Source organism: Pseudomonas sp. Pseu.R1 (assembly GCF_045764065.1).
In the GTDB taxonomy this organism is placed as follows: Bacteria; Pseudomonadota; Gammaproteobacteria; order Pseudomonadales; family Pseudomonadaceae; genus Aquipseudomonas.
Genome location: NZ_JBJGEE020000001.1, coordinates 6,403,150 through 6,416,396, shown reverse-complemented (window position 1 = coordinate 6,416,396; position 13,247 = coordinate 6,403,150). Strand labels below are relative to the sequence as shown.

The 13,247-nt window shown below is 60.0% G+C and carries 13 protein-coding genes; 1 reads left to right on the top strand and 12 read right to left on the bottom strand.

What is annotated here, in order from left to right; genetic code table 11:
- Positions 1 to 147: 147 nt before the first annotated feature.
- From ACI5GA_RS29110 to ACI5GA_RS29095, 4 genes are all read right to left on the bottom strand, one after another.
- Positions 148 to 987, bottom strand: coding sequence for a cupin domain-containing protein (locus tag ACI5GA_RS29110; protein WP_421425415.1), 840 nt, complete (start codon positions 985 to 987; stop codon positions 148 to 150).
- A gap of 13 nt (positions 988 to 1,000) precedes the next feature.
- Entirely contained in the window at positions 1,001 to 1,549 is a 549-nt protein-coding gene (locus ACI5GA_RS29105) for a cupin domain-containing protein (RefSeq protein ID WP_404637703.1), read from the bottom strand.
- Between the two features lie 153 nt (positions 1,550 to 1,702).
- The gene (gene denD, locus ACI5GA_RS29100; protein ID WP_421425414.1) at positions 1,703 to 2,683 is read right to left on the bottom strand and encodes a D-erythronate dehydrogenase; all 981 of its coding nucleotides are present in this window, start codon (positions 2,681 to 2,683) and stop codon (positions 1,703 to 1,705) included.
- 16 nt (positions 2,684 to 2,699) lie between these two features.
- Positions 2,700 to 4,010 (bottom strand): MFS transporter, encoded by a 1,311-nt coding sequence (locus ACI5GA_RS29095; RefSeq protein WP_421425413.1) that lies wholly within the window; start codon positions 4,008 to 4,010, stop codon positions 2,700 to 2,702.
- Between the two features lie 162 nt (positions 4,011 to 4,172).
- Here ACI5GA_RS29095 and ACI5GA_RS29090 point away from each other — a divergent pair, with 162 nt between their 5' ends.
- Positions 4,173 to 5,003 carry a FadR/GntR family transcriptional regulator gene (locus ACI5GA_RS29090; protein WP_421425412.1) on the top strand — a complete coding sequence of 277 codons (831 nt, stop codon included), beginning with the start codon at positions 4,173 to 4,175 and terminating at the stop codon, positions 5,001 to 5,003.
- Positions 5,004 to 5,024: 21 nt separating this feature from the next.
- On the opposite strand, the gene ACI5GA_RS29085 is transcribed toward ACI5GA_RS29090, so the two are convergent.
- The 8 genes from ACI5GA_RS29085 to ACI5GA_RS29050 form a co-directional block, all read right to left on the bottom strand.
- Positions 5,025 to 5,201 (bottom strand): hypothetical protein, encoded by a 177-nt coding sequence (locus ACI5GA_RS29085; protein ID WP_421425411.1) that lies wholly within the window; start codon positions 5,199 to 5,201, stop codon positions 5,025 to 5,027.
- 14 nt (positions 5,202 to 5,215) lie between these two features.
- Positions 5,216 to 7,609, bottom strand: a complete 2,394-nt coding sequence (locus ACI5GA_RS29080; protein ID WP_421425410.1) for a response regulator — start codon at positions 7,607 to 7,609, stop codon at positions 5,216 to 5,218.
- A 79-nt stretch (positions 7,610 to 7,688) separates the two neighbouring features.
- Positions 7,689 to 8,150 carry a response regulator gene (locus ACI5GA_RS29075; RefSeq protein ID WP_404637695.1) on the bottom strand — a complete coding sequence of 154 codons (462 nt, stop codon included), beginning with the start codon at positions 8,148 to 8,150 and terminating at the stop codon, positions 7,689 to 7,691.
- Positions 8,151 to 8,169: 19 nt separating this feature from the next.
- Positions 8,170 to 10,425, bottom strand: coding sequence for an ATP-binding protein (locus ACI5GA_RS29070; protein WP_404637693.1), 2,256 nt, complete (start codon positions 10,423 to 10,425; stop codon positions 8,170 to 8,172).
- A 263-nt stretch (positions 10,426 to 10,688) separates the two neighbouring features.
- The gene (locus ACI5GA_RS29065; RefSeq protein ID WP_404637691.1) at positions 10,689 to 10,964 is read right to left on the bottom strand and encodes a DUF1652 domain-containing protein; all 276 of its coding nucleotides are present in this window, start codon (positions 10,962 to 10,964) and stop codon (positions 10,689 to 10,691) included.
- Between the two features lie 291 nt (positions 10,965 to 11,255).
- Positions 11,256 to 11,948, bottom strand: coding sequence for an RES family NAD+ phosphorylase (locus ACI5GA_RS29060; protein ID WP_421425409.1), 693 nt, complete (start codon positions 11,946 to 11,948; stop codon positions 11,256 to 11,258).
- Positions 11,942 to 12,346 (bottom strand): antitoxin Xre-like helix-turn-helix domain-containing protein, encoded by a 405-nt coding sequence (locus ACI5GA_RS29055; protein WP_404637687.1) that lies wholly within the window; start codon positions 12,344 to 12,346, stop codon positions 11,942 to 11,944. The genes ACI5GA_RS29060 and ACI5GA_RS29055 overlap by 7 nt, the downstream gene beginning before the upstream one ends.
- A 75-nt stretch (positions 12,347 to 12,421) precedes the next feature.
- Complete coding sequence (locus ACI5GA_RS29050; RefSeq protein ID WP_421425408.1) at positions 12,422 to 13,147, bottom strand: GntR family transcriptional regulator; 726 nt, start codon at positions 13,145 to 13,147, stop codon at positions 12,422 to 12,424.
- Between the last annotated feature and the right edge of the window lie 100 nt (positions 13,148 to 13,247).

The following is a 13,247-nucleotide window of genomic DNA, read 5'->3' as shown; positions in this document are numbered from 1 at the left end:
CCAACTGTGGTGGTCGCGATACAGGGTGTGGAGCGTGGGTAACGAAGGCGTCGCGGCATCAGTCATGGAGAACAAACCAGAAGATGTAACAAATGCGAATGATTCTAAAGATTGTTACATCCGGACACCAAGCGCTTTTTCACCTGCTCACAGGCTCGCTTCGTAGGCTTTGAGCGATTTAACCCAGTCACGAGGGTTCAGCCCCGTTTTTCGCCGGAACGCTCGCGCGAGCGCTGACGGGCTTTCGTAACCCACCTGATCGGAAATCAATGCGATGGGCTTTCCTTCACGGAGCAGTTGCTGCGCCAGACTGACGCGCCAGCTCAGCAGGTAGTCAGCCGGCGTCTGACCAATGACCTCTTTGAAATGCGCTGCGTAACTGGCCCGCGACATGTTGGATTCATTCGCCAACTCGGCAATTGACCAGGGGTGTTGCGGTTCGTCGTGCATCCTGACCAATGAACGCGCCAGACGTGGATCGGCCAGGCCCGCCATCATCCCCGTTTGCAGTTGGTGGTGGTCCAACAAATGCCGGAACAGTTGAATCACGATCAGTTCGAACAGCCGATCCAGCACCGCATGACGCCCGCAGTGGTCTTCGGCGGCCTCAGTGAACAACCATTTGAGGGTGTCATCGAGCATGGGTAGCTCGGCCAGTGGCAGGACCAGCACATCCGGCAGAGAAGCGGCGAGCGGATTGTTTTCGCCACCGGCAAATTCCAGTGACGCACATTGCACGAAGGCGCTCGACGATTCGTCACCGCCAAGCCGATGCTCGCACGGGCGTGGCATGAAAATCAGGCTGGGTTGCGTCAAGCGCTGGTCCGGACTGCCCGACAGCGCCAGTGTCAGGGTGCCTTTCTGCAACAGATGAAGATAACCGCGCCGCTGCGCACCGTCATGGGCGGAAACGCCGCACAGCTCGCCACTGTAAAACAGCGTGGCGCGCACTCCAAACAGGGACAGCAGCGTCGACAGCCGATCCATTTGCGCCTCGACCTCAGAAGTTGGCCGGTGTATTGGCGCTGATGATTTCCGCTTCGTCCTGGCCAATGTTGCGAAAGCTGTGGGGCAAGGTCGTCGGGAAATAATAGCCATCGCCCGCATTCAGAATGCTGATTTGCCCATCGACCGTCAGCTCGATGGTGCCCCGGGTCACCAGACCGCACTCCTCACCCTGGGCATGCACGATCGGCTCATCGCCCGAACCGGCGCCGGGGGCATACTGCTCGCGCAGCATGCGCATCTGGCGACTGGGCAGCGAGGCTCCGATCAGCAGCATACGCAGACCGTCACGCCCCAGATCCGGCTGTTCACCGGCCCGGAAGATGTAGCGTTGGTCCTGAGGAGGCTGGTCGAAGGAAAAGAAATCGGCGAGGGTCATGGGAAACCCCTCCAGCAGCTTTTTCAGCGAGCTGACCGACGGGCTGACGCGGTTCAATTCAATCAGGGAGATCGTGCCGTTGGCGACGCCGCTGCGTCTGGCCAGCTCCCGCTGAGACATCTTGTAGCTTTCGCGCACTAACTTGAGTCGTGACCCCGTATCCATGACAGCCCTTTGTGAAATGAGGGTATCGAGGACGCTGGCGCGGTGCCCGCAGGCATACGACGCGTTGGCCGTCCTCCGTTTGAGTGGAGGTGATTAGAGCACGTTTGAGCGCCCTCACCTATACGGCTACGCGACATATGAAAGCGTTGTGAATCACACGCCCTGTGGCGGGTACTCGGCGATGAATTGCCCGATCACGTCGGCAAAATCGTGATCGGCCGTAAAGCCGAGGCTTTTCGCGTAAGTGGCGGTGAACGACCCTGGCCAGGAGCCGACGATCTTTTCAATCGCCGTGTTGCGCTCCAGTCGAATTCGCCCGGTCACGGCGTCACCTGCGGTACGACGCAAGGCATCGATCATCTGCTCGACCCTGATTGACAGGCCGGGCATGTTGATCACTCGACCCTGTTGCAGACGCTCGGCGCTCAGTTCATGGCCGTGAATCAGGTTGGCGATCGCCTGGGCCGGGGACATCAACCACAGCCGCGTGTCCAGCGGTACGGGGCACACGCTTTCAACGCCGTTGAGCGGCTCGCGGATAATGCCGCTGGCAAAGCTCGATGCCGCCATGTTCGGCTTGCCGGGGCGGACCACGATGGTCGGCATGCGCAGGCTGCGGCCGTCGACAAACCCTCGACGGCTGTAATCGGCCAGCAGCAGATCGTTCATGGCTTTCTGCGTACCGTAGGAGCTTTGTGGCGCCCAGACCTGATGGTCTTCCACCTGCTCCGGCAGTTGCCCGCCGAACACCGCCACCGAACTGGTCATGACCCATTTCGGGCAGGTGCCCAGTGCACGGATGCGCTCCAACAGGTGATGGGTCGCCGTGAAGTTGATGCGCATGCCCAGATCGAAATCCTGCTCGGCCTGGCTGGAAACGACAGCAGCCAGATGAAACACGCTGTCGGTTTCGGAGGTGACCAGGGTTTCCAGCACCTGCGGATCGGCGATGTCGCCACACACCGCATGAACACGAGGGTCGTCGATGCCGGTCAACGGCACCACATCAAACGCCACGATGCGTTTAAGCGGGCGCTGGGTGCCCTGTCGATCCGTCAACGCGCCGCGTTGCAGCAGCGCTTCGATCAGGCGGCGACCGAGAAAACCGGCCGCACCGGTCACGAGAATGTTCATGAAAGACTCCTGATACTCAGCGATTTACAAGTTTGGCGGGAATGCGGAACACCAGTACGGCCCCCAAAAACAAGGCACTGGCCATGACATACATGCCGACGGTGGTGCTTTGGGTCATGTCCTTGAGAAAGCCCATCAGGTACGGCGACACGAACCCGGCGAGGTTGCCGCAGGAGTTGATCAGCGCGATCCCCGCGGCCGCAGCCGTGCCGCCAAGGAATGCCGTTGGCAACGGCCAGAACAATGGCAAGGTGCTGAGCGCGCCCATGGCGCCGAGGGTCAGGCCGATCATCGAAACGGTGAAGTTGTCGCTCCAGGTCGCCGACATGATCAAACCGATGCCGCCGACGATCGAAGTCAACGCCAGGTGCCAACGCCGCTCGCGCAGCCGGTCAGCGTTGCGCGAGACCAGCACCATGGTCGCCACCGCAGCGCCATAGGGAATCGCAGTCAACAGACCGATCTGCAAGACATCGGTCACACCCGCCTGACGCACCAGCGTCGGCAACCAGAACCCCACGGTGTAGAAACCGGCGATCAGGCAGAAATAGATGCCTGTGAGCAACCACATGCGCGGCTGCATGAACACTTCACGCACGCTGTGGGCGACGTGGCCTTTGGTTTCGGCGTCGATACGTGATTGCAACAGCGTCTTTTGTTCCTGCGTCAGCCACCCGGCGTGGGAGATGCGGTCGCTGAGGCAGAAGATCACCAGAATGCCCACCGCAATCGACGGCAGACCTTCGATGAAGAACAACCACTGCCAACCGGCGTAACCGTGAGCGCCATGGAATGCCGTCATCAACCAGCCCGACAACGGCGCGCCGATCAGTCCGGACAACGGCACGGCCGTCGCAAACATGGCGAACATCTTTCCGCGACGGTGGGTCGGGAACCAGTACGACAGGTACAGAATGACGCCCGGATAGAACCCCGCCTCGGCCAGCCCCAGCAGGAACCGCATGATGTAGAACGACATCGGCGTGGTGACGAAGGCCATGCACGAAGAAATCACGCCCCAACTGATCATGATGCGGGCGATCCACAGCCGCGCGCCGACCCGGTGCAGGATCAGGTTGCTGGGGATTTCGACGAGGAAGTACGCGATGAAGAAAATCCCGGCGCCTAGGCCGTACACCGCTTCGGAGAAATGCAGGTCATCGGACATTTGCAGCTTGGCGAACCCAACGTTGACCCGGTCCAGATACGCCAACAGGTAGCACAACAACAGCAGCGGCAAGATTCGCCAGGCGGCCTTGCGATAGGCCGCGTCTTCTGAAGCATCGACAGGTGCGCCGACGACATCCTGAGTCAGTGATTCACTCATGTCTTTCCCATCCCTTTGTTTTTGTAGTAGGCGATGTGTGGGGTAGAACGGTGTGCGACACAACAAGTAACATAATACGTCATACGAATTCAACACACTGTCGACAGGGGACGCCGGGGATGAAATGCAGTAACGTGGAATCATTTGAAACATGAGATTTCCATGTCCGCTTCTGATCCCGCCCTGCCCCCGATTCCGTCGGGCAGCCTCAAAGACGCCTCCAAAGGCACCCTGGCCGATCAGGTCACTGCCGCCCTCAAAGCCCACATCGCCAGCGGCGAGGCCCTGCCCGGCTCGCGCCTGCCCACCGAACCTGTGTTGTGCGAGCGCTATGGCGTCAGCCGAACCGTGGTGCGTGAAGCCATTTCGCGGCTCAAGTCAGCGGGGCTTGTGGAAGTGCGTCAAGGCAGTGGGACGGTGGTGTGCGAAGGGGCGCACATCAAGGCGTTCACCATTGAAATGGACGTGCGCGGTTCCATCGACGCCGTGCTGCGGGTGACCGAACTGCGTCGGGGCATCGAGGGCGAAGCGGCAGCACTGGCTGCGCAGCGCCATACGCCCCAGGAACTGGAGATCATCGAGCGCGCATTGAAGGCCATCGACGTAGCCGAGCACGAGGGTCATGACGGGGTCGATGAGGACTTGGCGTTTCATCTCTCGATTTCCCATGCCACGGGCAACCCGCTCTACCCTTCGCTGCACGAATTCATCGCACAGTTCGTCAAGGAGGCGATTCGCATCACCCGTTCCAACGAAGAACGTCGCCAGGAAATGGCGCGCACGGTGCGCATCGAGCATTTTGCGATCTACAACGCCATCGCGGCGTGCGATCCCGATGCAGCGCGACAGGCCGCACTGACACACATCAATAACGCAGTAGAGCGTTTGAAGAGCGCCGACCCGGCGTTCTTGGCAGGACCCGGTGCACAGAACCCCTTGAAGATCACAGCCTGGGGACGGATCGATGACCATTCGTCGCCAATTTCTAAATAGGAATTAGTTATAAAACGGTTTTCACAAACCTTTCACGTCTGAGGGTTCAATCTGTACCCACTCCTTTTGATCCTCTTTAAGCCCGTCTTCCCCAGCGGGCTTTTTTCTGCCCGTCGTTTGGCCGACGACAGGCACAGCAACAAAACGCTTTTTGAGTCTGCATGCCCCTGTGGCCGATTTGCTGGCCAAAGCGAGCATGCGCGCCCCTGGTTCTATGACGCCACGCCAGCCCCCGTTTTAGCCAGCGCATTGGCCAGCTTTCGCGCCAGCTCTTCTTCCTTGTAAGGCTTCTGCACGATCAGCTGTTGGTCAACGTCGAGAATATCGATATCGGCAAAACCGGTGATGAACATCACGGGCACGCCGGGGTGATCTTGCCGGACCAGCTCGGCCAGCTCGGCGCCCGTCATGTTGGGCATGGCGAAGTCGGTCAACACCAGCTCAATGCTCGAATCGATCTTCCTCAAGGCGTCGGCGCCGTTCTCAGCTTCCACCACACAATAGCCCAGCGAACTGAGCGTCATCGAGGTCACCGAACGCACTGCCGGGTCATCGTCCACCAGCAGAATCGTACGGTGCTGATCGTCTGCATCGGCATGGCCGGGCGTGTCCAGCGCGTTCGTCACCGATTGCGCCGTACCGGCGATGCTGGGCAGAAACACCTTGATCGTGGTGCCAACGTCCTCGGCCGTCTCGATGCGGACCCCGCCACCGGACTGTTTGGCAAAGCCGAACACCTGCGCCAGCCCCAACCCCGAGCCTTTGCCCACCGCCTTGGTGGTGAAAAACGGTTCGAATGCCTTGGCCAACACCTCTTCACTCATGCCACAACCGGTGTCGCTGACCGACAGCACCACGTAAGCCCCCGGGTCAGGGTCTTCCGGGCGCTGCGGCAGGTGATAGACCATTTCATTCCAGGTGCTCAGGCGCAATTGCCCACCCTGCGCCATGGCGTCTCGCGCGTTGATGGCCAGATTGAGGATGATCATTTCGGTCTGAGTGGGGTCCACCAGCGCACTCCATAAGTCGTCAGCCAGATCGGTTTCGACCCAGACACTGCCGCCCAGCGCACGCGCCAACAACTCGCGCATGCCGCCGATGGTGTCGTTGAGGTTCAACGCGACCGGCTCCAGCCGCTGGCGACGGGAGAACGACAGTAACTGGCTGGTCAACTTGGCGCCTCGCTCACCGGCCGAACGGATGTTTTCCAGGCGCTGCGGCGACTTGGCAAATACGCCTTTTTCCAGATCCCGGGCCAGGAAATTCGCACTGGTGAGGATTACCGTCAGCAGGTTGTTGAAGTCATGGGCGACCCCCGCCGTGAGTTGCCCGACCACTTCCAGTCGCTGCATCTGTTGCAGCGCGGCCTCGACACGCTCCCGCTCGCGGATCTGATCGCGCAAGCGTTTGTTGGTCGCCGCCAGTTCGTCCATTACCGTTCGCTCACTGGTGATGTCACGTACCGCGGCGTACATCACCCCCTCGTCCGGCACGATGGTCCACGACAACCAACGGTATCCGCCCTCGGCGTGGCGCATGCGGTTGACGAAACGGGTGGTCACGTTGCCGTTGGCGACGCTGGCGGTCTCACGCAGCGTCGCCTCCAGGTCGTCCAGATGAATCAGCTCGCCGAGGAACTGGCCATTGAAATCGCTGCGCGCCCACCCCAAGGTCGCTTCCCATGCAGGATTCAGGGCAACCGGGGTCAGGTCGAACCGCAGCACGCCCAGCAATTCACGGGACAGCTCCCACGTGCGGTCGCGCTCTCGGGTCCGTTGCACGACACGCTCGCTCAGGATCTCGTTGAGCTGTTGCAGGCCTTGGGTCGCTTGCTTGCGCTCGCTGATGTCCTGCATGACGCCAGTAAAGCGCACGCACAGGCCGTTTTCGAACAATGAACGGCCATTGGAAAACACCCAGCGCTCTTCGTCGCCCTCGACCATGATCCGGTGTTCGATCTGAAAGCCCGTGTCGGCGGTCAGCGCCGCCATGACTTTGGCTTGCAGCAGATCACGGTCGTCCGGATGGCAACGAGAAAACATAAACGGCAGGCTCACGTGAGCGTCGGCGGGCACGCCGTACAGGGTTTTGCAGCGCTCGTCCCAGAGCAAAATTTCGCTGCGCGGGTCGTAGTTCCAGACGCCCATGTCCGCCGCCTCGATCGCCAGATGCGCGCGGATTTCGGTTTCCTTGAGCGTCTGTTCGGCACGCTGGCGCTTTTCCCGCTCCTGCACCTCAAGCACGGCCCGGGTCACCGCTTTAGGCAGCATTTTCAGGTTCTGCTTGAGGACATAATCGATGGCGCCCATGCGCATCATCTCGACCGCATGCTGCTCGCCAAAAATGCCAGACAGAAAAATGAAGGGGGTCTGGGGGGCCAGCCGCAAGGCGTTTTCCAGCACCTCGGGGCCTGAGGAGCCCGGCAGCAGATAATCGCTGAGAATCAGGTCGAATCGCCGCGCCGACAACTCGCGCTCCACTTCCTGGTGGTTGTAGACCAGCGTGGCGTCAATCTTCAGCCCACTGCTTTCGAGGGTGAGCAGGGTCAGCTCCGCGTCGTGCGGGCTGTCTTCAACCAGTAGCAACTTGAGTAGCGGTATCGGCATGAATAGTCGTCGATCATTACACGAAGGCCTTCGCCGCCGACAGGAGTTGCGACGGCGCAGGCCTTGAGGGACGGGGCAATCAGGATCCCGGGCGGCGTGACAGTCGCAGAGAGCCGGGCGGCGGCTCGTTGAGAACGGCCCAGAAAACCCCGAGGTCGGAGATTGCCGAGACGAATTCCTTGAATTCGACCGGCTTGACGACGTAAGCGTTCACTCCCAACGCATACGCGCGTTGCAAGTCCGGCTCTTCGCGGGAAGAGGTCAGCATGACCACCGGCACACTGCGCAGTTCTTCGCTCTCGCGGATGGCCTTGAGCACTTCAAGGCCATCGAGTTTCGGCAGTTTCAGGTCCAGCAGCATCACGGCCGGATTGCCCGCCGCGCGATCGTGCCAGGCATTGCGTCGGAAGAGGTAATCCAGCGCTTCAGCACCGTCGCGCAACACGATGACTTCGTTGGCCAACTGGCTTCGTTCCAACGCAACCAGAGTCAGCTCCAGGTCGTTGGGATTGTCTTCCACCAGAAGAATGGGTTTGAGCATTGGGCGTCTCCTCGGACACTCAAAGGGTTACGGTCAAACTGCGCTTGGGCAGCGCAAAATAAAAAGTGGCTCCCTGCCCCAGCTCGCCATGGGCCCAGACCGAGCCGTCATGGCGCTCGATGATCCGGCGTACGCTGGCCAGGCCGATCCCCGTGCCTTCGAATTCTTCCATTCGGTGCAGACGCTGAAACACGCCAAACAGTTTGCCGGCGTATTGCATATCGAAGCCCACTCCGTTGTCGCGGATGTACACCACGACCTTGCCGTCCTCTTCGTAGCTGCCGATCTCGATGACAGCCGCTTCCTGATTGCGGCTGTACTTGATGGCGTTGGACAGCAGATTGCGCATCGCCAGATGCAAAAACGCCGCATCAGCGATGACCACCGGCAACGGCTCTGGAATGCGCCATTGCAAATTCCGGCGTTCATAGTCGGGCTGCATTTCCCGGCGTATGGCCTCGATCATCGCATTGAGGTCGACGTGCGAGTAACGCATGGCCGAACGGCCCATTTGAGAGAAACTCAGCAAGTTGTCCACCAGCGTTCCGGCGAAACGCGCCGACTCGCCGATGTTTTCCAGAAAACGCACACCCCGGTCAGACAACTTGCTGCCTTCGATATCCCCCAGCAGCTCGGCGTAACCGACAATGTGCCGCAGCGGCGCGCGAAGGTCATGGGAAACGCTATAGGAAAACGCTTCGAGTTCTTTGTTGGACTTCTTCAATTCTTCGGCCAGCTCAGCCATTTCCTCGGCCTTGCGCAAGACGATACCCAGAACGGCCGCCCGCAACTCGATCACACCTTCGGTGTCCAGCTCGTCCCAGGGTTGTGAGAAGCCCCGCACGGTTTCCTGCCACAGCGCAAAGCTGTGCCGCGGGCTCAGCGAGCCGCTGTCATCGACAGCCTTCTCGGGCCTGCCCGCCCAGTTCACCACACGGGTCTGTTCCGGGCGGAACCAGATGATGTAGTTCGAATGCAACTCGGAGATCGCCATGGCCAAGACGCCGCTGACGGAGCGACCGAGCTCGGGCAACTCGGGAATGTCCCGACCCACGTTGTCCGACTGGAATACGTCGTGGGAGCCACGCTGGCTCAACCATTGCGTCAGGGCCTGAATCTGCCCGTGGTCCGGCGTCTCGCCGTACACGTCCAGGGTCGATTCGGAGATGACCGCCGCGCCGGATGCGCCTACGAACGCCAGCAACACGTCGGGCATGGAGCGCAGGCCACTGATCACGCTGTCCCGGTCCGCCATGGCAGCAAGCATCTGCACAATCTGTCGACGCAGGCTCAACATGCGTTGGGTCTTGGCCTGAGCCTCTTTGGTTTCGATCTGCAACGACAACACGCTGCCCAACAGCTCACAGGCCGTACGGGTCTGAAAACTCACCGAGCGAGGGGTGGCGTGGTGGCAGGAAATCAAGCCCCACAACTGTCCCCGGACGACGATGGAGATCGACATCGACGCCAACGTCTGCATGTTGCGCATGTATTGAAGATGCACCGGAGACACGCTGCGCAGGGTAGCGAAACTGAGGTCCAGCGGCGCACCGGTCACCGGATTGTCCACCGGCACCAAGGGCGAGGACTGGTAGTTCGCGTCTTCAATCACACGAATTCGGTTGGCCAAGTACAAAGCGCGTGCCTGGGCAGGAATGTCAGAGGCCGGGAAACTCAGGCCCAGATAATTGGGGTAGCCGTCGTCGGCGATTTCAGCATTGACCAGCCCGTTACCGTCGGCGTCGAAGCGGTAGGCCTTCACCCGGCCAAAACCGGTGATGCGCTTGACCTCTGACACCGAGCGCTGACACAGCGCCTCAATGCTTTCGGTCTCCTCCATCTGACTGATGAACGTGCGCATCAGCGGGTAGACGTTGCCGTAGGCCGACGTCATGTCGCTGGACGGTTCGAACTCGGCGAGCAATACCCGATCGTGCCGGTGCACCATCATCGCAATGGGCTTGCCTGCTTGCGCACCGATCAGAAAGCGCACATCGCCGACGTGAAAGGGGTTCTGGTCGTCTTCGGGCAACGCCGCAAAGCGCTCCAGCAGCCGCTCGGAGTGGTCGAACACCGTTCCCAGTGCTGCACCGATCAGCGCCTGCGGTGCGATCCCCAGCCAGTCACTGACGTTGGCACTGACCTGAACGACAGTCATCGTCACTTCTTCGATCACCAGCAAAAAGCCCTGGGGCTGAATGCTGCCGGGAATCTGGATCGGTTCACGGGCGCACTGGTCGATTGCGCTCTGCTCAAGCGCCGGACGGTGGGTCAACGGTCAATCTCCTTCACCCCGACCTGCATCGCACAGGCAGCTCCCGAGGTGGGTGCCAGACAGGTCGGCACTGAATGAATGGGTGTGAACAGTAACAAAAATATTCCATGGACACGATACAAGCCACGGCAATTCAGACTCGACGCATGATGTAACGCCACAAGGAAGCGCCGTCAAGGCAACAGCATGATGCGCCGTTGGTTCCATGGCGCTGCGACGCGGCGGAACGGCAAAACACCCGTCGGCCCGTCTGCGCCGTGGCTTTACGCACCGCTGGGCATGGTGAAGAAGGAAGGCGTCGAGCCAAAGGGCGTAGCGCAGGTGCGCAGATCATAGCGCAACTCGGCCACCAGTTCGGCCAGCGCGCGAACCGTGGTGAGGTGGGCAATCGAGACGTTCTCCGCGAGCATCGCTACACGCCCGGTGTCGGGGTCGAAGATTTTGACCATCAGCGCATCGCCAGGCATCAGCGTGCATTCACACGCCAGCGGCCGAAAACTGCTCTCGATCGTCCTGCGCATTTCCGGGGTAAACAGCATGGTCCTACCTCCCTGTTGAGCACGCCCGGGCACCGTGATGCCTGCCTGTTTCAGACCGATGTGTCAGTGTAGGTTCACCGGGTAAAACGAGGCAGGTCCCATTACAAGAATGTGGTGTCGATCACGGTTTCAGCCACCGTCCCCAGCACAGGACAGTTGTCGGCGGTCATCGGAAAAGCCCCACCGCATTTGAAAACCCGTAGGTTCATCCCTGCAACATGCACAGCGAATCAGCGGGTGTGGCGCTGAGCGTGTGAGTGCACACGCGATTGCAAGTTGAACCGATGACTGTCATGCACCGGCAAGGCGATGAACGCTGGTGATGCGACCATTCCAGATCATTTCGTAATGCGCACTCTGGTGAATGGATACAACGTGGCGCGGCGTCATCAGCGCCCAGCAGACATTCCCCGGTGAGCGCACCGAGTGGTATCGCAGCCCCGCAACGCCTTTGCGTTTCAAACCTTCGCCCAGAAAATGGGAGGCCGAGTAATCGTCGGGGGCATAAATGGGATCGGACAACGGGACGTCAATGGCATCGACGCAACCCACCTCGCGAAACCGACACGACAAGCCACGAAAGACGAAGCGGTCGTAATTCAGGTGCTCCACGCCGGACCAATAGAGCTGTTGGTGATGCTTCACCTCGGCAATGGCCGTGTCCACGGCATCCGCCAGATACAACACCCCGAACGTCCCGTTGCTGAAACGCGATCCGGCCGGGTTTACGTGGGTGAAAGGCGCTGTCGCGTAGGCGCAACCGGGAATGCCGAACGGGATGTCCTGCCGTGGGATCAGTTCCAGTCGGCCGAGCTCGTTCTGCAACCGGGGATTGGTCAGCGACTGGATCTGGTAGAGCGTTTCGAACTCATCGGCATCCGCCACATCGTTAAACAGGCTGATGGGCGGATATTTGGAATTGATCAGGCGCCAGGCATGCTGCTTTTCATCCGCAAGTGCAGGCAGCGCGTCTGGCGTCACCATTGCGCGCCCCGCAGGGCATCGATACGCCGAAACGTTTCATAGAGCGAGGTCATGTCACCTTGCGTCATGACGTCCAGCGGCGAGCGGCCGTTGAAAAATTCGTTGTGATTGGGCATCGAAGGAAAGCCGTAGACATTGTCCGGGTTGTCGAACAGCGTACGTAGCGCGGCATGGATGTTCAGCACGAAACTGATGCGTTGCAACTGATCCAGATCCAACGCCACTGACCAGTCGGCATCGTCCTGCCGGGCGCGGGTGTACGTGCTGCGGGAGATGCGCAAGATACGACAGGCCTGCTCACTCGACGTTTTCCATTTATCGAGAATGCGCAACGCCGTGCGCAGGCCCACAACGCCTTGCGCACGGGATAACGCCTGAATATTGAGCGCAGCAGCCATTAAACGGTCTCCTCATCTGATTCCACAGAATCAAATATAGACCATTCACCTCTGAAGACGCAATCAGTGAAGCAGTCAGCGGCGGATAGAGTCCGGATGTTCGGCCTCATCGCGCACCATCAACATGATCGCGTCGCGCTTCTCCAGCAGGTGATGACGCAAGATGTGGCTCAACCGTTTGCCATCCCGGGTTTCGAGGGCTTCGATCATCTCTTCATGATCGTGCAGCGCCCGCTCCCACTTGGGGGCCTGTTGGTTGGACAGGAACCGCAGCGCCTGAATGCGCCGGTTCAGTGACAGGTACACCTGACGCAGCGCCGTGTTGCGCGCGGCCTGGTTGATCAGATCGTGGATCGCGCGGTTGCGCTGGTAGTAGCCGGGCAAGTCGTTCTGGTTCTTGCTCACCACCATGGCGTAGTGCAGCGCCTTGATTTCATCGAGTTCCTCGGTGGTGATGCGGTCGCATGCCAACTCTCCGGCGAAGGCTTCGATACCGCTCATCAGTTCGAAGGTTTCACGAATTTCCAGCTCCGACATGCGCGCCACCGTGGCGCCTCGGTTCGGATTGATCTCAATCAACCCCTCTACGGCGAGGACTTTGAGCGCTTCACGCAGCGGCGTGCGGGAAATGCCGAGGATTTCGCACAGCTCACGCTCGTTGAGTTTCTTTCCTGGAGCCAAAACCCCCTCGGTGATGAAACCGCGCAAGTGTTCGACGACGACATCGTGCAAGCGCTGACGCTCGACCTTGAGCAGCGGGCGGGCATTTTCCGGTTCGGCAAACGCTTCGAAATTTTGCATACAAAATCCTCTACAGCGACGTTTTGGACCAACGCCTTATGCTGAAAACACTCATCAGACCCCGGATATTAGCTCAATTGTGACGTTTGACACACTTGGA

What these genes read in the sequence shown, in the direction of transcription:
- ACI5GA_RS29110 (WP_421425415.1), bottom strand. Translation starts at nt 987, where the DNA reads ATGGATCGGCTGTCGACGCTGCTGTCCCTGTTTGGAGTGCGCGCCACG.
- ACI5GA_RS29095 (WP_421425413.1), bottom strand. Translation starts at nt 4,010, where the DNA reads ATGAGTGAATCACTGACTCAGGATGTCGTCGGCGCACCTGTCGATGCT.
- ACI5GA_RS29105 (WP_404637703.1), bottom strand. Translation starts at nt 1,549, where the DNA reads ATGGATACGGGGTCACGACTCAAGTTAGTGCGCGAAAGCTACAAGATG.
- ACI5GA_RS29050 (WP_421425408.1), bottom strand. Translation starts at nt 13,147, where the DNA reads ATGCAAAATTTCGAAGCGTTTGCCGAACCGGAAAATGCCCGCCCGCTG.
- ACI5GA_RS29080 (WP_421425410.1), bottom strand. Translation starts at nt 7,609, where the DNA reads ATGCCGATACCGCTACTCAAGTTGCTACTGGTTGAAGACAGCCCGCAC.
- denD (WP_421425414.1), bottom strand. Translation starts at nt 2,683, where the DNA reads ATGAACATTCTCGTGACCGGTGCGGCCGGTTTTCTCGGTCGCCGCCTG.
- ACI5GA_RS29085 (WP_421425411.1), bottom strand. Translation starts at nt 5,201, where the DNA reads ATGCTCGCTTTGGCCAGCAAATCGGCCACAGGGGCATGCAGACTCAAA.
- ACI5GA_RS29060 (WP_421425409.1), bottom strand. Translation starts at nt 11,948, where the DNA reads ATGGTGACGCCAGACGCGCTGCCTGCACTTGCGGATGAAAAGCAGCAT.
- ACI5GA_RS29055 (WP_404637687.1), bottom strand. Translation starts at nt 12,346, where the DNA reads ATGGCTGCTGCGCTCAATATTCAGGCGTTATCCCGTGCGCAAGGCGTT.
- ACI5GA_RS29065 (WP_404637691.1), bottom strand. Translation starts at nt 10,964, where the DNA reads ATGCTGTTTACCCCGGAAATGCGCAGGACGATCGAGAGCAGTTTTCGG.
- ACI5GA_RS29075 (WP_404637695.1), bottom strand. Translation starts at nt 8,150, where the DNA reads ATGCTCAAACCCATTCTTCTGGTGGAAGACAATCCCAACGACCTGGAG.
- ACI5GA_RS29090 (WP_421425412.1), top strand. Translation starts at nt 4,173, where the DNA reads ATGTCCGCTTCTGATCCCGCCCTGCCCCCGATTCCGTCGGGCAGCCTC.